Raw genomic sequence first — 20,120 nt, 5'->3', positions numbered from 1 at the left:
GTGCGTCGTCTGCGCACTCCCCACTCCCATCCCGGGACGCCACTGTGCGCCCCGGCATGTTCCGGAAGGACTCTCTCCGTGCTTCGCACCCATACAGCCGGCTCCCTGCGGGCCGAGCAGATCGGTCAGACCGTCACCCTCACCGGCTGGGTCGACCGTCGCCGCGATCACGGTGGGGTGGCCTTCATCGACCTGCGTGACGCCTCGGGCATCGCCCAGGTCGTCATCCGTGACGAGTCGGTCGCGCACCCGCTGCGCGCCGAGTTCGTGCTCCAGGTCACCGGTGAGGTCTCCCGGCGTCCCGAGGGCAACGAGAACAAGAACCTCCCCACGGGTGAGATCGAGGTCGTGGCGAGCGACGTCGTCGTGCTCAACGAGTCCGCGCCCCTGCCCTTCCAGGTCTCCACGGCCCTCGAGGGCAACGAGGTCATCGGCGAGGAGGCACGCCTCAAGCACCGCTACCTGGACCTGCGCCGCCCCACCCCGGCCCACGCCCTGCGCCTGCGCGCCAAGGCCAACCAGGCCGCGCGCCGCGTGCTGGACGCGCAGGACTTCGTCGAGATCGAGACCCCGACCCTGACGCGCTCGACCCCGGAGGGCGCCCGCGACTTCCTGGTGCCCGCGCGCCTGGCCCCGGGCTCCTGGTACGCCCTGCCGCAGTCGCCGCAGCTGTTCAAGCAGCTGCTCATGGTCTCGGGCATGGAGCGCTACTACCAGATCGCCCGCTGCTACCGCGACGAGGACTTCCGCGCGGACCGTCAGCCCGAGTTCACGCAGCTCGACGTCGAGATGAGCTTCGTCGAGCAGGACGACGTGATCGCGCTCGGCGAGAAGATCCTCGTCGCGCTGTGGGACCTCATCGGGTACAAGATCCCCACGCCCATCCCGCGCATGACGTTCCACGACGCCATGCGCCTGTACGGCTCGGACAAGCCGGACCTGCGCTTCGGCAACCCGCTCGTCGAGCTCACGGACTACTTCAAGGACACCCCGTTCCGCGTCTTCCAGGCCGAGTACGTGGGCGCCGTCGTCATGGCGGGCGGGGCCTCGCAGCCGCGCCGCCAGTTCGACGCCTGGCAGGAGTGGGCCAAGCAGCGCGGGGCCAAGGGCCTGGCGTACGTGACGTTCCAGGAGGACGGCACCCTCGCGGGCCCGGTCGCCAAGAACCTCTCGGAGGCCGAGCGCGAGGGCCTGCGCGACGCGACCGGCGCGCAGCCGGGCGACGCGGTGTTCTTCGCCGCGGGCCGGACCAACGAGTCGCGCGCCCTGCTGGGCGCAGCCCGTCAGGAGATCGCCAAGCGCACCGGGCAGATCGACGAGGACGCGTGGGCGTTCGTCTGGATCGTCGACGCCCCGCTGTTCAAGCCCACGGGAGAGGCCGCCGACGAGGGCGACGTCGCACTGGGCAACTCGGCCTGGACGGCGGTGCACCACGCGTTCACCTCGCCCACGCCCGAGTGGATCGACACGTTCGAGCAGAACCCTGGCGAGGCGCTCGCGTACGCGTACGACATCGTGTGCAACGGCAACGAGATCGGCGGCGGCTCGATCCGTATCCACCGCCGCGACGTCCAGGAGCGCGTGTTCGCGGTCATGGGCATCGGCGAGGAGGAGGCGCAGGAGAAGTTCGGCTTCCTGCTCGACGCCTTCGCGTTCGGCGCCCCGCCGCACGGCGGCATCGCGTTCGGCTGGGACCGCATCGTGGCGCTGCTGACGAAGTCGGAGTCGATCCGCGACGTCATCGCGTTCCCCAAGTCGGGCGGCGGGTTCGACCCGCTGACGCAGGCGCCCGCGCCCATCACGGCGCAGCAGCGCAAGGAGGCGGGCGTCGACGCCAAGCCCAAGGCCGCGCCCGCACCGGACACCGCTGCAGACACCGACGCCGCTCCTGCCGTCACCGGGAAGGCGTGACCTCCCCGGACACCCGCACGCAGGCAAGGACGCTGGGAGGCTCGACCGGTCTGACGGACCGGTGGGCCTCCCACCCCTTTGTCCTGACGGACCTCGCGGAGTGGGACGTGCGCGGGGTGTGGCAGGACGAACAGGCGTGCGTGCTGAGCGTGGCGCTCGTGGCCCCGGCGGCCGGGATCGAGGGGCCCGACGGCGCCGCCCGCCCCGCGCAGGCCGTCGGCCTGTGGGGCGTGGGGTCGGCCGGGGCGACGGCGGACCTGCTGGCCCGCGTCGTGGGCTCGGGCGCGATCGGCGACCGTGTGGTCAGCGCGGGGCTGCCGCGCGGGACGCTCGGCCTCCTGGCGGACCGCGTCGCTGGCGAGGACCTGCCGGCCGTCCTGCGCGACGGCGACGGACGGTCGGTGTCGAGCTGGGACTTCCTCGCCACGCGCGAGGCCCCCGCCGCCCAGCCGGGCGAGGAGCGGGTCGAGGCGCTGACCGGGCCGTCGGCCGCGGCCGAGGTGCGCGCGTGCCTGGACGTCGCGAACCCGCTCGCGGAGATGAGCCCCGAGGACCCGTGGGCCCGCTGGTGGGGCTGGCGCGACCCGGACGGCGCGTTGCGCGGGGTCGTCGGAGCCCGGCAGGTCGAGCCGGGCACGCCCTGGGCGCTGGGCAGCATCGCGACCGACCCCGCCTGGCGGGGGCACGGCGTCGCCGCGGCCACCACGGCCGTCGTGACCCGGGCCGGGCTGGCGGAGGCCGGCTGGGTGACCCTGGGCATGTACGCCGACAACGCCGCGGCCCGCCGCGTCTACACCCGGCTGGGCTACGCCGTGGTGCAGGAGTTCGAGAGCCGCCACTGACCCGGCCTGCCATTGGGTGCGGAGCTCTCGTGCGACACACCCGGCGTGTCGCACGAGAGCTCCGCACTCGACGGAGCAGGGGGCAGCGCCGGTCAGTGCGTGATCGAGAACCTCGAGTACAACCACCTGAGGTGCTTGGGGGCCCACCAGTTGGCCTGGCCCAGGAGCGTCATGGTGGCCGGCACCAGCAGGATCCGCACGATCGTCGCGTCGATGAAGACCGCCACGGCCAGCGCGAACCCGACCTCCTTGATGACGAGGAGCTCGCCGAACACGAAGCCCGCGAAGACCACGATGATGATGGCCGCGGCCGAGGTGATGATGCGCCCGGACCGCTGCAGGCCCAGCCGCACGGCCTCGTCGTTGGACAGCCCCGCATCGTGCAGCTCCTTGATGCGCGAGAGCAGGAAGACCTCGTAGTCCATGGCCAGGCCGAACGCGAAGGCGATCACGAGCGCCACGACGTAGGTCTCGATCCCGCCCGCCGACGAGAAGTCCAGCACCCCCTCGAGGTGCCCCTCCTGGAACACCCACACGAGCACGCCGAGCGAGGCGGCCAGCGACAGCGCGTTGGTCAGCAGCGCCTTGACCGGGATGAGCACCGAGCCCGTCATGAGGAACAGCAGCACGAACGTCGCCACCACGACGATCCCCACGGCCCACCACACCCGGTCCGCGAGCGCCGCCCGGAAGTCGACCTGCCCGGCCGCCTGGCCCGTGACGTAGAAGTCGAAGCCGGGGTCCTGGGCCCGCACCTCCTCCACGACGGCCACGGCCTCGGGGCCGCCCGCGTCGTCGGTGTCGACATGGACCCCGACGACCGCGTGGTCGGTGCCGACGGCGACCGCCGGGTCCACCCGCTCGACGTGCTCGAGGCCCGCGATCTCCTCGGCCCAGGCCTGGGCCTGCTCGGGCGTGGAGTCGGTCACGACGCGCAGGTCGGGGGCCTCGGACGTGGGGAACTGGGCGGTGACCTCGTCGACGAACTCGCGCTGGGGCGCGCTCTGGGGCAGGAGCTCGATGCCCGAGTTGCGCATCTGCAGCCCCAGGACGGGCAGTGCCAGGACGACCAGGACCGCCACGGTGCCGAGCATGACCCACACCGGGTGGCGCTGGACGCGTCCGGTCAGGCGGGAGAACACGCCCTCGTCGGACTGGACGTCGGCGGTGCGCGCCAGGACGGCCCGCAGGCCGGGGACGCGGCTGAGGACGCTGGGGGCCACCAGCCGGTGCCCGGCGAGGGCGAGCAGCGCGGGCACGAGCGTCATGGCGGTGGCCACGGCGATCAGGATGATCGCGAGCCCGGCCGCGCCGATCGCCCGCAGGATGTCGGGCTCGAAGACCATGAGTCCCGCGATGGAGATGGCGACGGTCAGCGCCGAGAAGGCGACGGTCCGCCCCGCGGTGGCCATGGTGCGCACGACCGCGGTCGTGACCTCGGTCCGGGCCGCGGGGTCCGGGGTGCCGGCCGGGGAGGGGGCCCGCTCGTCGACGAGCCGGTGCAGCTCCTCGCGGAAGCGCGAGACGATCAGCAGCCCGTAGTCGATCGACAGGCCCAGGCCCAGCAGCGTCACGACGTTGACGACCGACGCGTCGATCGTGAGCGGGTACGACAGGGCGAGCAGGACGCCCAGGCCCGCGCCGATCGAGGCGATGGCCCCGGCCATGGGCATCGCGGCCGCGAGGAACCCGCCGAAGACGAGCACCATGACGAGCAGCGCGATGGGCAGGGCGATCATCTCGCCCGTGGTGAGGTCCTTCTCGACCTGGGACGTGATGGCCTCGACGATCAGGTCGTTGCTCGAGACGAGCCCCGTCGCGCCCGGTGCGGCCTCGGCCAGGTCCGCGGGCACGGCCTCGAGGCGTTCGACGACGTCGCTCGCCGCGGCGGCCGTGGTCTGCTCGTCGAGGCCCGCCTCGAGCGTGACCGACACCAGGAACCCGTCCCCGTCGGCCGCGACGAGGGACTGGGCGGCCTCGGTCTCGACGTCCCCGGGGATCACGAACGGGTCGACGACCGTCGCGACCCCGGTGATCGCGCCGAGCTGCTGGTGGACGGGGTCCATGGCCTCGGCGACCGCGGGGTCGGTCGGGTCGGCGCCGCTCACGAGCAGCGAGATCTCCTCGCCCGTCGTGTCCTGGTCCGTCAGGATCTGCGTACCGCGCTCGCTCTGCGAGCCCGGGACCGCGGGCTCACCCGTGGTCAGGCGGTCGAACAGGCTCTCGCCGTGGACCCCCACGACGGCGAGCGCGAAGCCGAGCACGGTCAGCACGACCCAGACGGCGACGGTCAGGCGGGGACGGTGGGCGACGGCGCGCCCCAGGCTCTCGAACACCCGGTCAGCATGGCACCTCGGCCGGGACCTCGCCGGGTCGTGCAGGATGTGAGCGGACCGCTCCCACCGTGCGCGACGGCACGGTGCGACAGGGCACCGGGGACGGCGTGGCGCAGGCTCGTCGACGGGTGCGGCAGGTGCCGCGCCGACCTGCCCGGGCCCGCCCGCGCGAGCGCCGGCGCGGGCCGGTGCAAGGTCGCCCGAGCGGGCGCGTGTCGGTGCGTGTGGGTGGCGGTGCGTAGGCTCGGTGCATGCTTCCCGGGATGGACCTGTTCGACGCCGCGACCTCCGGCACCCAGGGGACACCCCGCCCGGGGCCGGGCTCGCCCCTCGCGGTCCGCATGCGCCCGGCGGCCCTCGAGGAGGTGGCCGGGCAGGAGCATCTGCTGGTCGCCGGCTCGCCGCTGCGTCGCCTGATCGACGTGGACGGGCCGGGTGCCTCGCGCGCGGCCCCGGGCTCGGTCATCCTGTGGGGCCCGCCAGGCACGGGCAAGACGACGCTCGCCTACCTCATCGCCTCGACCTCGGGCCGGCGCTTCGTCGAGCTCTCGGCCGTGACCGCGGGCGTCAAGGACGTGCGCCAGGTCATCGACGACGCCCGGCGCCGTCTGGCCACGGGCGGCGAGGAGACCGTCCTGTTCATCGACGAGGTCCACCGCTTCTCCAAGTCCCAGCAGGACGCGCTGCTGCCCAGCGTGGAGAACCGCTGGGTCACCCTCGTGGCGGCCACCACCGAGAACCCGAGCTTCTCGGTCAACTCGCCGCTGCTCTCGCGCTCGCTCCTGCTGACCCTCAAGCCCCTCACGTCCGGCGACGTGCGCGCCCTGGTGCGGCGCGCGCTCGTCGACGAACGCGGTCTGGGCGGGGCCGTCACGCTGGCGGAGGAGGCCGAGGAGCACCTGGTCCGCCTCGCGGGCGGCGACGCCCGCAAGGCCCTGACGATCCTCGAGGCCGCGGCGGGCGCCGCGCTCTCGGAGGTGCCGGACGCCCTGGTGCGCACCACGGGTCCGGACGACGACGCGCCGGACCCGGGCGACGCCGTCGGGCCGGCGGCCACGGACGGTCCGGGGGAGGGGACTGATACGCCCGACAGTGCGGGCGACGACGGGTCCGAGCCCGCCGAGACCGCAGAGGCGCCGGCGAGCACGCGACCCAGCAGCACCGTGGTCGTCGACCTCGAGACCATGGAGCGCGCGATCGACGTCGCCGCGGTCCGCTACGACCGCGACGGCGACCAGCACTACGACGTCACGAGCGCCTTCATCAAGTCCGTGCGCGGCTCGGACGTCGACGCATCCCTGCACTACCTCGCGCGCATGATCGCCGCGGGTGAGGACCCCCGGTTCATCGCCCGGCGCATCGTCATCTCGGCCGCGGAGGACGTCGGCATGGCCGACCCCAGCGCCCTGCAGACCGCGGTCGCCGCGGCCCAGGCCGTCGCGCTCATCGGCATGCCCGAGGCCCGGATCATCCTGGCCGAGGCCGTCGTGCACCTCGCGACCGCCCCCAAGTCCAACGCGGCCTACCTCGGGATCGACGCGGCCCTCGCGGACGTGCGGGCGGGCAAGGTCGGCACGGTGCCCGCGCACCTGCGCGACGCCCACTACGCGGGGGCCAAGGAGCTGGGGCACGGCAAGGGGTACAAGTACGCGCACGACGCCCCGCACGCGGTCGCGCGCCAGCAGTACCTCCCGGACGTCCTGCAGGGCACCCGCTACTACACCCCCACCGACCGCGGGTTCGAGCGCTCGGTGACCGAGCGGCTCGAGCGGATCCGGCAGATCCTGGGCGACTGAGGGCCGGCGGACGGAGCAAGGGGCGCTCGTCGTCATGTCACCGGCGGCCCGTGACCAGTGCGCGGCCCGCCCCCCGTGCCCCGTGCGGTAGACTTCTCAGGTTGTCTCCGCCCGTCAGGGCAGGGACGGCCACCTGGGACCTCGGCCCCGCAGCCCCGCAGGACACCCTCGACCCAGGTCGAGGGGAGTCGCATCCTCACGGATCACGGCGGTGGCTCATCGGCTGGTCCCGCACCCGGCAATCCGCACGGGTGTGACGTCAAGAACACGACAGGACAGGAACACACTGTGTCTTCAGTGACTCGTTCGCGCCGCCAGGTTCGCCTGAGCCGCGCGCTGGGCCTCGCGCTCACGCCCAAGGCAGTCAAGCACTTCGAGAAGCGTCCCTACCCGCCCGGTGAGCACGGCCGCGCCCGTCGCCGCACCGAGTCGGACTACGCGGTCCGTCTGCGCGAGAAGCAGCGTCTGCGCGCCCAGTACGCGCTCCGCGAGAAGCAGATGGCCCGTGCCTACGAGGACGCTCGCAAGGACGCCGGTCTGACCGGTGAGGCCCTGGTCGAGAACCTCGAGATGCGTCTCGACGCCCTCGTGCTGCGCTCCGGCTTCGCCCGCACCATCCTGCAGGCACGCCAGGCCGTCGGCCACCGCCACATCCTCGTCGACGGCAAGATCGTCGACCGCCCCTCGTTCAAGGTCAAGCCGGGTCAGACGATCCAGGTCAAGCCGAAGAGCCAGGCCACCACGCCGTTCCAGGTCGCCGCTGCCGGTGCGCACCGCGACGTCCTGCCGGCCGTCCCGGCCTACCTCGACGTCCAGCTCGAGAAGCTGAGCGCCGTCCTGGTGCGTCGCCCCAAGCGCGTCGAGGTCCCCGTGACCTGCGAGGTCCAGCTCGTCGTCGAGTACTACGCTCGCTGATCCTCCAGCGCGGCAGCTGCCGCGTGCCGTGCACGAACGCCTCGCTCACCGCTTCGACGGGGAGCGGGGCGTTCGTGCATCCGGGTAAGGTTTCGCGAGGCGTGCCGCTCGTCGCGTCGCGCCATCGAAGGAGGAGCAGGAGATGTCCGTAGGAGATGTGGCCGGGCTGATCGCCGCCATCGCATTCGTGCTGCTGGTCGGGGTCCTCGCGGTTCCTCTGGTCAAGCTCGGCCGGGTCCTCGACGAGGCCCGCGTGAGCATCAAGGAGGTCACGGACCACTCGGTGCCGATCCTCGACGAGGCCGCGACCACGGTCGCGACCACGAACAGCCAGCTCGTCAAGGTCGACACGATCACGACGTCCGCGGCCCAGGTCAGCGAGAACGTCTCGGCGCTGACCGGGCTGTACGCGGCGACCTTCGGGGCCCCGCTCGTCAAGGTCGCGGCGTTCACCTACGGCGTGCGCCAGGCCTTCGCTCGCGCCTCGGGGCGCTCGGGCCCGCGGGCCGGTCGCTGATGCGACGGGTCTTCTGGGTCGGTGTCGGCGTCGCCATCACGGTCGTCGTGGTGGTCAAGGGGCGTCAGGTGATCGCGCGCTACGCGCCCGCCTCCCTCGTCGACCAGGCGACCGACCAGGTCAACGCGCTCGGGGAGAAGGCCACGGGCTTCGTCGCGGTCTTCCGCGAGGAGTTCCGCACCGCGCGCGACGCCCGCGAGGCCGAGCTGCTCGCGGCCCTGCTCGCTGAGGGCCAGCCGCACCCCGACGACGTGCGCGCGGCCCGCGCCGCCCGGCGCGAGCGCACAGGCAGCCCCGACATCGACGACGACGAGGACCTCCTGGGGTACTCGTTCTACTGATCCACCTGCCGGACCACCCCCGCCGGCCGACCTCCGCCCGTCGCGCAGCGCGCACGGTCCGGGAGGGAAGCCGCGCGGGAACATACTTGTTCTAGCCGGTGCCGGCCGCCCAGCGGCGTGCCCCGGCCCGTTCCATCACCGACCTCCGAAGGACATCATGCGTACCGCCGAGATCCGCAAGCGTTGGCTCGACTACTTCGCCGCCCAGGACCACACCGTCGTGCCCTCGGCGTCGCTCATCTCGCCGGACCCGTCGACCCTGTTCACCATCGCGGGCATGGTGCCGTTCATCCCGTACATGACGGGCGAGCAGACCGCGCCCTGGCAGCGTGCGACGAGCGTGCAGAAGTGCGTGCGCACGCTCGACATCGAGGACGTGGGCAAGACCACCCGCCACGGCACGTTCTTCCAGATGAACGGGAACTTCTCGTTCGGGGACTACTTCAAGGAAGGTGCCATCACCTACGCCTGGGACCTCATCACGCGGTCGCAGGACGAGGGCGGCTACGGCATCCCCGAGGACAAGATCTGGGTGACCGTCTTCCACGAGGACGACGAGGCGCGCCGGCTCTGGAAGGAGATCGCCGGTCTGCCGGACGAGCGCATCCAGGGCCTCGGCATGGGACCCAACTACTGGTCCACGGGTGCCCGCGGGCCCGCTGGCCCGTGCTCCGAGATCTTCTACGACCGCGGCCCGGCCTACGGCCCCGACGGCGGCCCCGCGATCGACCTCGCGGGCGACCGGTTCCTGGAGATCTGGAACCTCGTCTTCATGCAGTACGAGCGCGGGGACGGTGGGACCAAGGAGTCCTTCCCCATCCTGGGCGAGCTCACGAAGAAGAACATCGACACCGGCATGGGCCTCGAGCGCGTCGCGTTCGTCCTGCAGGGCGTCGACAACATGTACGAGATCGACGAGGTCTTCCCCGTCATCGCCGCGGCTCAGGAGCTGTCTGGCAAGCGCTACGGCGCGGACACCGACGACGACGTGCGCATGCGCGTGGTCGCCGACCACGTCCGCTCGGCCCTCATGATCATCAGCGACGGCGTGCGCCCCTCGAACGAGGGCCGCGGCTACGTCCTGCGCCGGCTGCTGCGCCGCTCGGTGCGCGCCATGCGCCTGCTGGGCGTCGAGGACCCCTCGCTGCCCCAGCTGTTCCCCGTCTCGCGCGACGCCATGCAGGCCTCCTACCCGGAGGTCGGCGCCGACTTCGAGCGCATCTCCCAGATCGCCTACGCCGAGGAGGAGGCGTTCCGTCGCACCCTGACCTCGGGCACCACGATCCTGGACACCGCGGTCGCGGCCGCCAAGACCACGGCCGGGGCGGGTGGCACGCCCGTCCTGCCCGGCGACCAGGCGTTCGCCCTGCACGACACGTACGGCTTCCCGATCGACCTGACCCTCGAGATGGCCGCCGAGCAAGGCGTCCAGGTGGACGAGAAGGCGTTCCGCGCCCTCATGCAGGAGCAGCGCACGCGCGCTCGTGCCGACGCGCTCGCCAAGCGCACGGGCGGGGTGGACACCGCGGCCTACGAGGCGCTGCAGAGCGAGCTCGCGCGCCCCGTGGAGTTTCTCGGCTACACCGACGCCACGGCGTCGGTCAACGTCGTGGGCCTCCTGGTCGACGGCGTGCCCTCCCCGGCCGCGACGGCCCCGGCCGACGTCGAGGTCGTGCTCGACCGCACGCCGTTCTACGCCGAGGCCGGTGGCCAGCTCGCCGACCACGGGACGATCGTGCTCGACGGCGGCGCGACCATCGAGGTCGACGACGTGCAGCGCCCCATCAAGGGCTTCTCGGTCCACCGTGGACGCCTCGTCGAGGGCGTCGTGGCGCTGGGGGACCCCGGCACCGCGCAGATCGACACGGCGCGCCGCAAGGCGATCAGCCGCGCCCACACCGCGACGCACATGATCCACAAGTCCATCCAGGAGGCCCTGGGCAAGGACGCGACGCAGGCCGGCTCGGAGAACGCCCCGAGCCGCATCCGCTTCGACTTCCGCGCCTCGAGCGCCGTGCCCGCGGGGGTCCTGTCCGAGGTCGAGGAGCGCGTCAACACCCAGCTCGCCGAGAACCTCGAGGTCACGGACAAGGTCATGCCCATCGCCGAGGCCAAGGCCCTGGGCGCCATGGCGCTGTTCGGCGAGAAGTACGGCGACCAGGTGCGCGTCGTGTCGATCGGCGGCGACTGGTCGCGCGAGCTGTGCGCGGGCACGCACGTCAAGCAGTCCGGCCAGCTCGGCCTGGTCACGCTGCTCGGCGAGTCCTCGATCGGTTCGGGCGTGCGCCGCGTCGACGCCCTGGTGGGCGACGGCGCCTACGGCTTCCAGGCCAAGGAGCACGCCCTGGTGGGGCAGCTCACGGGCCTGCTCAACGTGCGCACCGAGGAGCTGCCGGACCGGGTGAGCTCGCTCGTCTCGCGCCTGCGTGACGCGGAGAAGGAGCTCGGCGCGCTGCGTCAGGCCCAGCTCCTGGCCGCGGCCTCTAACCTCGCGGCCGGTGCGGAGACCGTGGGCACCACGCGCGTCGTGGTGCACGACGCGGGCGAGGTCGCCTCGGCCGACGACCTGCGCGCGCTCGCGCTCGACGTGCGCGGACGCCTCGCGGACTCCGCACCGAGCGTCGTCGCGGTCGGCGGCGTGAGCAAGGAGCGCCCCCAGGTCGTCATCGTCACCAACGCGCCGGCGCGCGAGGCGGGCCTGCGGGCCGGCGCCCTCGCGAAGAAGGCGTCGGGCGTGCTCGGCGGCGGCGGCGGCGGCAAGGACGACATGGCCCAGGGGGGCGGCACCGACGTGTCCGCGCTCCCGGCCGCCCTCGCGGGCATCCGCGACGACGTCGCCTCGGCGCTCTGAGCGGCGACCGGGTGACGTTCGACGAGCACCAGGCGGGCGTCCCTCTCCCGAGGGGCGCCCGCCTGGGCGTCGACGTGGGCAGCGTCCGGGTCGGGCTCGCCACGAGCGACCCCGACGGCCTGATCGCGACCCCCGTCGAGACGCTGGCGCGCGACCTCAAGACCGCAGTTCCGGCGCCCGACGACGCCGCGTCCCCCCTGCCGAGTGACGTCGCCCGGATCGCGGCGGAAGTGGAGGAACGAGGTGCACGTGTGGTGTACATCGGGCTCCCTCGCCATCTTTCCGGGGCAGAAGGTGCCGCCACCCTGGGGGCACGTGCGTACGCTGGACTGGTGGCCCGTGCCATCGCACCCGTCCCGGTGCACCTCGTCGACGAACGGATGACGACCGTCAGCGCCCACCAGGCGTTGAGGGCCTCGGGCCGTGCCGGGCGCAAGCAGCGCTCTGTCGTGGACCAGGCTGCGGCGGTTATCATCCTCCAGACCGCTCTGGACCGTGAGCGGAGCGCGGGGGCGCGCGCTGGAGAGTACGTAGAACGTTGATCGTCGTGACGTGGCAAGGACCGCCGCGCACGCACTCGTCAGGAGGCAACCTCCCGTGACCGACCTATTCGAACGCCCGCCGGTGCAGCACGAGCAACCGACCCGGGCGTCCCGCTCGGGTGGCAGGGACCGCAGGGCGGCGAAGAAGCGCGCCCAGCGTCGGCGTCGTCGCACCCTCATCGTGGTGGTGGCGCTGCTGCTCGTCGGCGGGGCCGGGTACTACCTGGTCTCGAACGCGTCGAACCTGCTGGGCTTCGAGAACCCGTTCGCCGCCTCGGACTACGAGGGCCAGGGGGTCGACCCGGTCGACGTGACGATCGAGCCGGGCTCGACGGGTGCGGCCATGGGGCAGACGCTCGTGGACGCCGGGGTCGTGAAGTCGGTCAAGGCGTTCACGGACGCCTACAAGGCCAACCCCGAGGCGAGCAAGATCCAGCCGGGCAACTTCACCATGCTCACCGAGATGAAGGGCTCGGCCGCCGTGGCGCTGCTGCTCTCCAAGGAGAGCAAGAACGAGACGAAGCTGACCATCCCCGAGGGGTTCACCAAGGCGCAGGTCATCGACCGCGCCGTGTCGGTGACCGGGAAGCCGGTCGAGGAGTTCGAGGCGGCCATGGCAGATCCTGCCGCCGTGGGCCTCCCGGCCGAGGCCGGCGGCAACTTCGAGGGCTGGTTCTTCCCGTCGACGTACCTGCTCGAGCCGGACGACACGCCCGCGACCATCGTGGCCAACATGGTCGCGGCGACCGTGAGCAACCTCGACGCGCTGGGTGTCGCGCCCGCCGATCGCGAGACGGTGATCACCAAGGCGTCGCTCGTCGAGCGCGAGGCCAAGTTCGAAGCCGACCGCCCCAAGATGGCCCGGGCGATCGAGAACCGGCTCGAACGGGACATGCTCCTTCAGATCGATGCCGCCGTGGCCTACGGGCTCGGTCGGTCCGGCACCTCGCTCTCCAAGCCGGACCTGGCTGACGCGTCCAACCCGTACAACACCTACAAGCACAAGGGGCTGCCGCCGGGGCCCATCGCCTCGCCGGGGAAGGCCTCAATCGAGGCCGTGCTCAACCCGGAGCCCGGGGACTGGATCTTCTGGGTCGCGGTGAACCTCGACACGGGCGAGACCAAGTTCTCGTCCACGAACGCGGAGCACGAGAAGTACAAGGCTGAGCTGCGCGCGTGGCAGGCGGAGAACCCGTGACCGAGGCGACGCACCGCGCCGCCGTCCTGGGCCACCCCGTGGCCCACTCGCTCTCGCCCGTCCTGCACTCGGCCGCGTACCGCGCCCTGGGGCTGGACGGGTGGGAGTACACCGCGGTCGACGTGACCGAGGAGCAGCTGCCCGGCTTCGTGGGCGGTCTCGACGACGCGTGGGCGGGCCTGAGCCTGACCATGCCGCTCAAGCAGGTCGTGTTCGAGCTGCTCGACCACGTCGAGCCGCTCGCCGAGGTCGTGGGGGCCGTCAACACGGTCCTGTTCCAGCCCACGGGCTCCGGGCGGACCCTGGTCGGGGCCAACACGGACGTCCACGGCCTGGTCGCGGCACTGCGCGAGGGGCTGGGCAGCGGCCCGGGGGAGCGGCCGGCAGTGTCCGCCGTCGTGCTGGGGGCGGGGGCGACGGCCGCCTCGACCCTGGCGGCGCTCGCCGAGCTGGGCTGCACGTCCCCGACCGTGCTGGTGCGTTCGCTCGGGCGCACGGGCGGCCTCCAGCGGGCCGCGCACCGGATGGGCGTCACCCCGCGCTTCGAGGTGCTGGACCCGGCGAGCGCGCGCGTGCGCGACGTCGACGTGGTCGTGTCGACCCTGCCCTCGCGGGCGGCGGACCCGGTCGCGGAGGCGCTCACCGCGGACGCCGCGGCGGGGGGCCCCGCCCCGCGAGGCGTCCTGCTCGACGTGGTCTACGACCCCCGCCCGACGGCGCTGTCCCGGGCCTGGGCGGCCGGGTCGCCGGACCGGGAGGGCCTGGTCGTGGGCGGCGAGCGCATGCTCCTGCACCAGGCGGCCGAGCAGGTACGCCTGATGACGGGCCAGGTCGCGCCGCTGGCCGCGATGGCCGCAGCCCTCGAGGAGGCGCTCGCCCCGAGCGTCGCCGGGGCCTGACTCAGCCGGTCAGGAGCACCGGGCCCACGACCCCTGCTCCCCAGAGCGCTCCGAGGGCGGCGCCCGTCAGCATGAACGGGCCGAACGGGATCAGGGTCCGTCGTCCTGCACGCCGCGTGGCGAGCAGGACGACGGCCGCCAGGCCACCCAGGAGGAAGGCCGCGCTCGCGCCGACCACGAGCTCGGACCAGCCGAACCACGCGAGGTAGGCGCCGAGCAGCCCCGCGAGCTTGACGTCCCCGAACCCGAGCCCCGACGGGGCGAGGGCCAGGAGGAAGTAGGCACCGTAGAGGACCAGACCGCCGGCCAGTGCGCGGACCGGTGAGCCGTCGTCGGGCCCGAGGAGGCTCGCCGCTCCCAGCAGGACGGCCAGGACCGGGTACGCCGGCAGGACGAGCGCGTTCGGCAGGCGGTGCGTGCGCACGTCGATCACCGCGAGGGCCGAGCCCAGGGCAGCGAGAAAGGCCGTCGCGGGCAGCGAGGCCGGCGGGTGCCCGACGTGCACGGTCCCCGCGACCGTCAGGAACGTCACGGGGACGCCTACGGCCCAGATCGCGGCGCGGTGCGCGCCGACCTCGTCGACGGCTCGTCGCCACAGCGCGGCCCGAGGCCTCGGTGCCTCGTGGTCGCCGTGCATCACCGTGCTCGCTCTGTCCTGTCCCGGCGCGACGGCCGGACTCCCGCCCCCTGCGTTCGTCACCCGGCGAACCTAGCGCAGCGCCGAGGAGCCCCGCGGGCGTCGTCCACAGGGCCCGGCCGACCGATGGCCGGACGACCGCCCACCGGTCCGCACTGCGGGCGGGTTCGGGGCGGGCGCGTGCGGCGTGGGAGGATTCTGCTCATGCTTCGTTGGTTGACATCGGGTGAGTCGCACGGTCCGGCGCTGGTCGGCATCCTGGAAGGGCTGCCCGCAGGGGTCGAGCTCGTGACGAAGGACGTGCAGGACGCGCTCGCGCGCCGCCGTCTGGGCTACGGGCGCGGCGCGCGCATGAAGTTCGAGCAGGACGAGGTCCGCATCCTCGCGGGGCTGCGCCTCGGTCTCACGCAGGGTGGCCCGCTCGCGATCGAGATCGGCAACACCGAGTGGCCCAAGTGGGTCGACGTCATGAGCGCGGACCCCGTGCCCGCGGAGGCGCTGCAGGTCGACGCCGGGACGGGCGACGTCCGCGAGATCGCGCGCAACCGCCCGCTGACGCGCCCGCGCCCCGGGCACGCGGACCTGATCGGCATGCGCAAGTACGCGTTCGACGACGCCCGACCGGTCCTGGAGCGCGCCTCGGCCCGCGAGACCGCGACCCGCGTCGCGCTCGGCGTGGCCGCGGCCAAGTTCCTCGAGCAGGCCGTGGGGATCCGCCTGGTCTCGCACGTCGTGGGCATCGGCACGGTCGACGTCCCCGAGGACGCGGCCCTCCCGCAGCCTCAGGACGTCGAGCGCCTCGACGCGGACCCGGTGCGCTGCTTCGACCCCGCGAGCTCGGCGGCGATGGTCGCGGAGATCGACGAGTGCCACAAGGACGGTGACACCCTGGGCGGTGTGGTCGAGGTCCTGGCCTACGGCGTCCCGTCGGGGCTCGGCACCTACGTCCAGTCGGACCGCCGGCTCGACGCACGCCTCGCGGCCGTGCTCATGGGCATCCAGGCGATCAAGGGCGTCGAGGTCGGCGACGGCTTCCGCACCGCGCGCCGGCGCGGGTCGCAGGCCCACGACGAGATCGTGCGCGGCGAGGACGGCCACCTGCACCGCCTGAGCAACCGTGCGGGCGGCGTCGAGGGGGGCATGTCCAACGGCGAGGTCCTGCGCGTGCGCGCGGCCATGAAGCCCATCTCGACCGTCCCCCGCGCCCTGGCGACGGTCGACGTCGCGACGGGCGAGCCCGCCAAGGCCCAGCACCAGCGCTCGGACGTCTGCGCGGTGCCGCCTGCGGCGGTCGTGGCCGAGGCCATGGTCGCGCTGGTCCTCGCTGAGGCCGTCCTGGAGAAGTTCGGCGGCGACTCGGTCGTCGAGGTCCGCCGCAACGTCGAGGGCTACCTGTCCTCCGTACCCGAGCTGCTGCGCTGAGATGACGTCGAGCACCGGCCCCCGCGTCGTCCTGATCGGCCCTCCCGGCTGCGGCAAGTCGACCGTCGCGGGGGTGCTGTCCGAACGCCTCGGGCTGGCCGCGCGCGACACCGACACCGACGTGGAGGTCGTCGCGGGCAAGTCCGTCGCGGACGTCTTCCTCGAGGACGGCGAACCGCGCTTCCGCGCGCTCGAGCGCGAGGCCGTGACCCAGGCCCTCGCGGTCCACGAGGGGGTGCTCGCCCTCGGCGGCGGCGCGGTCCTCGACGAGTACACCCAGGCGGCGCTCGAGGCCTACGCGGCCGCCGGAGGGGTCGTGGTGTTCCTCGACGTCTCCCTGGCGCACGCCGGGCCGCGCGTCGGGTTCAACCAGGCGCGTCCGCTGCTGCTCGGCAACCCGCGCGCCAAGTGGCAGGCGCTCATGGACGGGCGGCGCCCCGTCTACGAGCGGCTCGCCACGCTGCGGGTCCTGACGGACGCCCGCACCCCGGGCCAGGTGGCCCACGAGATCGAGACAGCACTCGGCGAGGCGCCCTCCGCGGTGCGCGCCGACACCACGAGGAGCGAGCAGTGACCGACCAGCAGGAGACCGTGAGCACAGCACCGGAGGACGAGCAGGGCCGGCCGGCCACGCCCGCCCGCGTCCGGGTGGAGGGCGACCAGCCCTACGACGTCCTCATCGGCCGGCACCTCCTGGGCGAGCTGCCCTCGATGCTCGGGCCGGACGTCCGCCGGGTGCTCGTGATCCACCCGGCCGCGCTCGCGACCTCGGCGGACACGGTCCGCGAGGACCTGCTCGCGGTGGGCTACGAGGCGTACATCGCCGAGGTCCCCGACGCCGAGGAGGCCAAGACCGCGCAGGTCGCCGCGTTCCTGTGGCAGGTCCTGGGACAGGCGGACTTCACGCGCAGCGACGCGATCGTCTCGGTCGGCGGGGGAGCCACGACGGACCTCGCGGGCTTCGTCGCGGCAACCTGGCTGCGCGGGATCAAGGTCGTGCACGTCCCCACGACGCTGCTGGCCATGGTGGATGCGGCCGTGGGCGGCAAGACGGGCATCAACACGGCCGAGGGCAAGAACCTCGTGGGCGCGTTCCACCCGCCCGCGGGCGTGCTCTGCGACGTCGCCTCGCTCGAGTCGCTGCCCAAGTTCGACTTCGTCGCCGGGCTCGCCGAGATCGTCAAGACCGGCTTCATCGCCGACCCGCGGATCCTCGAGCTCGTCGAGGAGAACATCGACGAGCTCAAGAGCTGGGGCGGGGCCACGGTGCCCGCGTCGACGTGGGCCGTCGTCGTCGAGCTCATCGAACGCTCGGTCGCGGTCAAGGCGCGCGTCGTGGGGGAGGACCTCAAGGAGGCCGGCCTGCGCGAGATCCTCAACTACGGCCACACCCTGGGCCACGCGGTCGAGCTCACCGAGCGCTACGCGTGGCGCCACGGCGCGGCCGTGTCGGTCGGCATGGTCTTTGCCGCCGAGCTCTCGCGCCTCGCGGGACGCCTCGACGACGCGACCGTGGACCGGCACCGCGAGATCCTCGGCAACCTCGGGCTGCCCCTGACGTACCGAGGGGACCGCTGGGAGCAGCTCCTGTCGGCCATGCGCCGCGACAAGAAGTCCCGCGGCGACCTGCTGCGCTTCGTGGTGCTGGACGGGGTCGGCAAGCCCTCGCGCCTCGAGGGGCCGGACCCGGCGCTCCTCGCGGCCGCGTACGCCGAGATCGCGATCGATGCGCCCCGCGGTGGGCCGATCGCCCTCTGACGCGACGTCGTCGGGCCTCCTGCGGAGCCGCCACGACGCACCACGGCCCGTCCCCCCCACCGGTGGGGGGACGGGCCGTTCGCCGTCTCGGTCGCGGTCCGCGCGGGGCGGGCCTCAGGCCCAGCGCCCCCGCGCGAGGAGGACCTCGCGCAGCAGGTCGGCGCGGTCCGTCACGATCCCGTCGACCCCCAGGTCGACCAGCCGACCCATCTCGAGGGGGTCGTTGATCGTCCACACGTGCACCTGGCGGCCCGCGGCGTGCGCGGCCGCGACCGTCCGGGCGTCCACGACCGTCAACGGGCCCTGCCTCTCGGGGACCTGCAGGCAGTCGGCGCCGCGCAGCGCCCAGGACGCGAGCGCGCCGAACGGGGCCCGCGGTGCCCCGGCCCGGGCCGCGAGCAGGAACGCCGCCACCTCGCTCGTGCCCGTCGAGGTCGCCACGGGCCGGGTCAGGCGCTCGACCGTCCGTCGCCTGCGCGCCGGGGAGAACGAGGCGACGCACACGCGCTCGTGCGCCCGCGTGCGCTCGATCGCCGCAGCGACCGGCCCGACGGCCGAGTCCGCCTTCACGTCGACGTTGACCCGCAGGTCCGGCCAGGTCCCCAGGACGTCCTCCAGCAGAGGGACCGGCTCGACGCCCCCGATCCGCGCGTCGCGCACCCGAGCCCAGGGCAGGTCCGCGACCATCCCCGTGCCGTCCGTCGTGCGGTCCAGGCTCGCGTCGTGCAGGGCCACCGCGACGCCGTCGGACGTCGCGTGCGCGTCCGTCTCGACGTACCCGAACCCGAGCGCGCGGGCCGCGGCGAACGCCGCGAGCGAGTTCTCGAGCCCGTCGAGCGAGAACCCGCGGTGAGCGAGCGCCACGAACCCCGTGGGGGATTCCAGGTAGGGGTGCCGCCAGGCCCCGGGGCGACCGCCGCGCAGGTGCGTGCGGCTCATCGAGTCGGGCCTACGGCACGCCCGCCGTGCCCCAGACGCTCCGGATGTGCCAGCCGGGCGTCGAGCCAGGTCAGCATCGAGGTCAGGTAGGCCTCTCGCGGTCCGTCCGCGGACAGCGTCAGGTCGTGCACCCCGCCCTCGATCGAACGGATCGTCACGTCCGGTCCCACGCGCGGGGCGAGCCGCGCGATCTGCTCGACGTCCAGGACCGTGTCCTGCTCGTCGAGCAGGGGGTTGGTCAGGTCGTCGGGCCCCGAGCTCGCCGAGTGGGCCACGAGCACGGGGCACGCGACGTCGAGCCCGCGCGCGAGCCGCGCCTGCCCCTGGCGCACGGCCCGCAGCCAACCGGCCCGGACCGGGACACCGTCGGGACGCTTGAGCTCCGGGTCGAAGTCCCATCGGCCCCCGTTCGCCGCGAGCAGGTGCGTCGCGTACGCCGAGGGCGCGGCGCTGAGCACCGCCAGGGGAGACCACGGCCCGACGGCGTCGAGCACCCTGGTCGCGATCGTCCGGTTCAGCCAGCTCGAGTTGAGGTCGAGGAACGGCGAGTCCAGCACGAGCGCGTCGACCAGATGCTGCCGACGGTGCGCGTGCGCCCACAACGGTGCCACCAGGCCCCCCGTCGAGTGCGCGTGGACCGCCAGGGGCAGACCGGGGTGCAGGCCGCGGACGGCCGCGACCGCGACCGACAGGTCCGTGGCGGGCTCCCTCAGGTCCTCGACGAAGTGCGGGACCTGCCCAGGCCGCAGCGAGCGCCCCGCGGCCCGAAGATCCACGGCGAAGAACGCGTAGCCCGCGTCCTCGACCGCACGGGCCAGGTGGTCCTGGAAGAAGTAGTCGTTGTAGCCGTGGACGTGCAGGACCACGCCCCTGCGCCGTCCGGCGTCCCCCGTCACCCCGGGCGTGCGGCGCACGAGCGTCGCGACGGGAGGCGGACCGGGCTCGGGAGCGAGCCCCGGACCCGCGTCGGCGTCGTGCACCGTGGACCGCCCCACGGCCTCGCGGGCGCTCGCGGCCCGGCCAGGAAGGGGCGGGACGAGCGACAGGAGTCCCGCGCGCACCCCGGGAGGAGGGCCGCCCGTGGCGAGCGTCGCGGCCTCGAAGCCGGCGAGCAGGTGGTCGGGTCGCCAGGCGAGCCCTGCGCGCGGCTCCGAGGCATCTCCGGGGGCCCGCTCGTCGGTCGTCCTGAGGGGCTCCGTCACGCCTGGTCCTTCAT

The 20,120-nt window shown here is 73.4% G+C and carries 17 protein-coding genes; 13 read left to right on the top strand and 4 right to left on the bottom strand.

Annotated features, from left to right (window positions below):
- Nucleotides 1–78 precede the first annotated feature (78 nt).
- Together aspS and ACIPWA_RS09685 are read left to right on the top strand one after the other, a co-directional pair.
- Nucleotides 79–1,911: an aspartate--tRNA ligase gene (gene aspS, locus ACIPWA_RS09690; RefSeq protein ID WP_400289776.1), complete on the top strand. Its 1,833-nt coding sequence runs from the start codon at nt 79–81 to the stop codon at nt 1,909–1,911.
- Nucleotides 1,908–2,753: a GNAT family N-acetyltransferase gene (locus ACIPWA_RS09685; protein ID WP_400289774.1), complete on the top strand. Its 846-nt coding sequence runs from the start codon at nt 1,908–1,910 to the stop codon at nt 2,751–2,753. Before aspS ends, ACIPWA_RS09685 begins: the two co-directional genes overlap by 4 nt.
- 92 nt (nt 2,754–2,845) lie before the next feature.
- On the opposite strand, the gene ACIPWA_RS09680 is transcribed toward ACIPWA_RS09685, so the two are convergent.
- On the bottom strand, nt 2,846–5,089 hold the full coding sequence (locus tag ACIPWA_RS09680) for an MMPL family transporter (protein ID WP_400289772.1): 2,244 nt from the start codon (nt 5,087–5,089) through the stop codon (nt 2,846–2,848).
- A gap of 263 nt (nt 5,090–5,352) precedes the next feature.
- Here ACIPWA_RS09680 and ACIPWA_RS09675 point away from each other — a divergent pair, with 263 nt between their 5' ends.
- The 8 genes from ACIPWA_RS09675 to ACIPWA_RS09640 all read left to right on the top strand — a co-directional run bounded on the left by ACIPWA_RS09675 (nt 5,353) and on the right by ACIPWA_RS09640 (nt 14,148).
- Entirely contained in the window at nt 5,353–6,885 is a 1,533-nt protein-coding gene (locus ACIPWA_RS09675) for a replication-associated recombination protein A (protein ID WP_400290718.1), read from the top strand.
- Nucleotides 6,886–7,173: 288 nt separating this feature from the next.
- On the top strand, nt 7,174–7,800 hold the full coding sequence (gene rpsD, locus ACIPWA_RS09670; protein WP_056652049.1) for a 30S ribosomal protein S4: 627 nt from the start codon (nt 7,174–7,176) through the stop codon (nt 7,798–7,800).
- Between the two features lie 142 nt (nt 7,801–7,942).
- Nucleotides 7,943–8,317, top strand: a complete 375-nt coding sequence (locus ACIPWA_RS09665) for a DUF948 domain-containing protein (RefSeq protein ID WP_056652045.1) — start codon at nt 7,943–7,945, stop codon at nt 8,315–8,317.
- Complete coding sequence (locus ACIPWA_RS09660) at nt 8,317–8,658, top strand: hypothetical protein (protein WP_056652041.1); 342 nt, start codon at nt 8,317–8,319, stop codon at nt 8,656–8,658. The genes ACIPWA_RS09665 and ACIPWA_RS09660 overlap by 1 nt, the downstream gene beginning before the upstream one ends.
- 157 nt (nt 8,659–8,815) lie before the next feature.
- Complete coding sequence (gene alaS / locus ACIPWA_RS09655) at nt 8,816–11,509, top strand: alanine--tRNA ligase (protein WP_400289768.1); 2,694 nt, start codon at nt 8,816–8,818, stop codon at nt 11,507–11,509.
- Nucleotides 11,510–11,520: 11 nt separating this feature from the next.
- A complete protein-coding gene (gene ruvX / locus ACIPWA_RS09650) occupies nt 11,521–12,051 on the top strand; it encodes a Holliday junction resolvase RuvX (RefSeq protein WP_400289766.1) in 531 nt (176 codons plus the stop codon).
- 55 nt (nt 12,052–12,106) lie between these two features.
- Nucleotides 12,107–13,249: an endolytic transglycosylase MltG gene (mltG, locus tag ACIPWA_RS09645; RefSeq protein WP_400289764.1), complete on the top strand. Its 1,143-nt coding sequence runs from the start codon at nt 12,107–12,109 to the stop codon at nt 13,247–13,249.
- Nucleotides 13,246–14,148 carry a shikimate dehydrogenase gene (locus tag ACIPWA_RS09640; RefSeq protein ID WP_400289762.1) on the top strand — a complete coding sequence of 301 codons (903 nt, stop codon included), beginning with the start codon at nt 13,246–13,248 and terminating at the stop codon, nt 14,146–14,148. Before mltG ends, ACIPWA_RS09640 begins: the two co-directional genes overlap by 4 nt.
- A gap of 1 nt (nt 14,149) precedes the next feature.
- Here the strand turns inward: ACIPWA_RS09640 and ACIPWA_RS09635 are convergent, their stop codons facing one another.
- Nucleotides 14,150–14,848 carry a prepilin peptidase gene (locus ACIPWA_RS09635; RefSeq protein WP_400289760.1) on the bottom strand — a complete coding sequence of 233 codons (699 nt, stop codon included), beginning with the start codon at nt 14,846–14,848 and terminating at the stop codon, nt 14,150–14,152.
- Between the two features lie 141 nt (nt 14,849–14,989).
- Between ACIPWA_RS09635 and aroC the strand changes: the two genes are divergently transcribed.
- Genes aroC through aroB form a run of 3 tightly spaced genes read left to right on the top strand, consistent with a single transcriptional unit; the run spans nt 14,990 to nt 17,965 of the window.
- The gene (gene aroC, locus ACIPWA_RS09630) at nt 14,990–16,207 is read left to right on the top strand and encodes a chorismate synthase (protein WP_400289758.1); all 1,218 of its coding nucleotides are present in this window, start codon (nt 14,990–14,992) and stop codon (nt 16,205–16,207) included.
- 1 nt (nt 16,208) lies between these two features.
- Nucleotides 16,209–16,781 carry a shikimate kinase gene (locus tag ACIPWA_RS09625; protein WP_400289756.1) on the top strand — a complete coding sequence of 191 codons (573 nt, stop codon included), beginning with the start codon at nt 16,209–16,211 and terminating at the stop codon, nt 16,779–16,781.
- Nucleotides 16,782–16,798: 17 nt separating this feature from the next.
- The gene (gene aroB, locus ACIPWA_RS09620; RefSeq protein WP_400290716.1) at nt 16,799–17,965 is read left to right on the top strand and encodes a 3-dehydroquinate synthase; all 1,167 of its coding nucleotides are present in this window, start codon (nt 16,799–16,801) and stop codon (nt 17,963–17,965) included.
- A gap of 114 nt (nt 17,966–18,079) precedes the next feature.
- Here the strand turns inward: aroB and ACIPWA_RS09615 are convergent, their stop codons facing one another.
- On the bottom strand, nt 18,080–18,904 hold the full coding sequence (locus ACIPWA_RS09615; RefSeq protein ID WP_400289754.1) for a glycerophosphodiester phosphodiesterase family protein: 825 nt from the start codon (nt 18,902–18,904) through the stop codon (nt 18,080–18,082).
- On the bottom strand, nt 18,901–20,106 hold the full coding sequence (locus tag ACIPWA_RS09610; RefSeq protein WP_400289752.1) for an alpha/beta hydrolase: 1,206 nt from the start codon (nt 20,104–20,106) through the stop codon (nt 18,901–18,903). Before ACIPWA_RS09610 ends, ACIPWA_RS09615 begins: the two co-directional genes overlap by 4 nt.
- Nucleotides 20,107–20,120 lie beyond the last annotated feature (14 nt).

The organism is Oerskovia enterophila (assembly GCF_044748475.1).
In the GTDB taxonomy this organism is placed as follows: domain Bacteria; phylum Actinomycetota; class Actinomycetes; order Actinomycetales; family Cellulomonadaceae; genus Oerskovia; species Oerskovia enterophila.
This window is presented reverse-complemented; position numbering and strand designations above follow the sequence as displayed.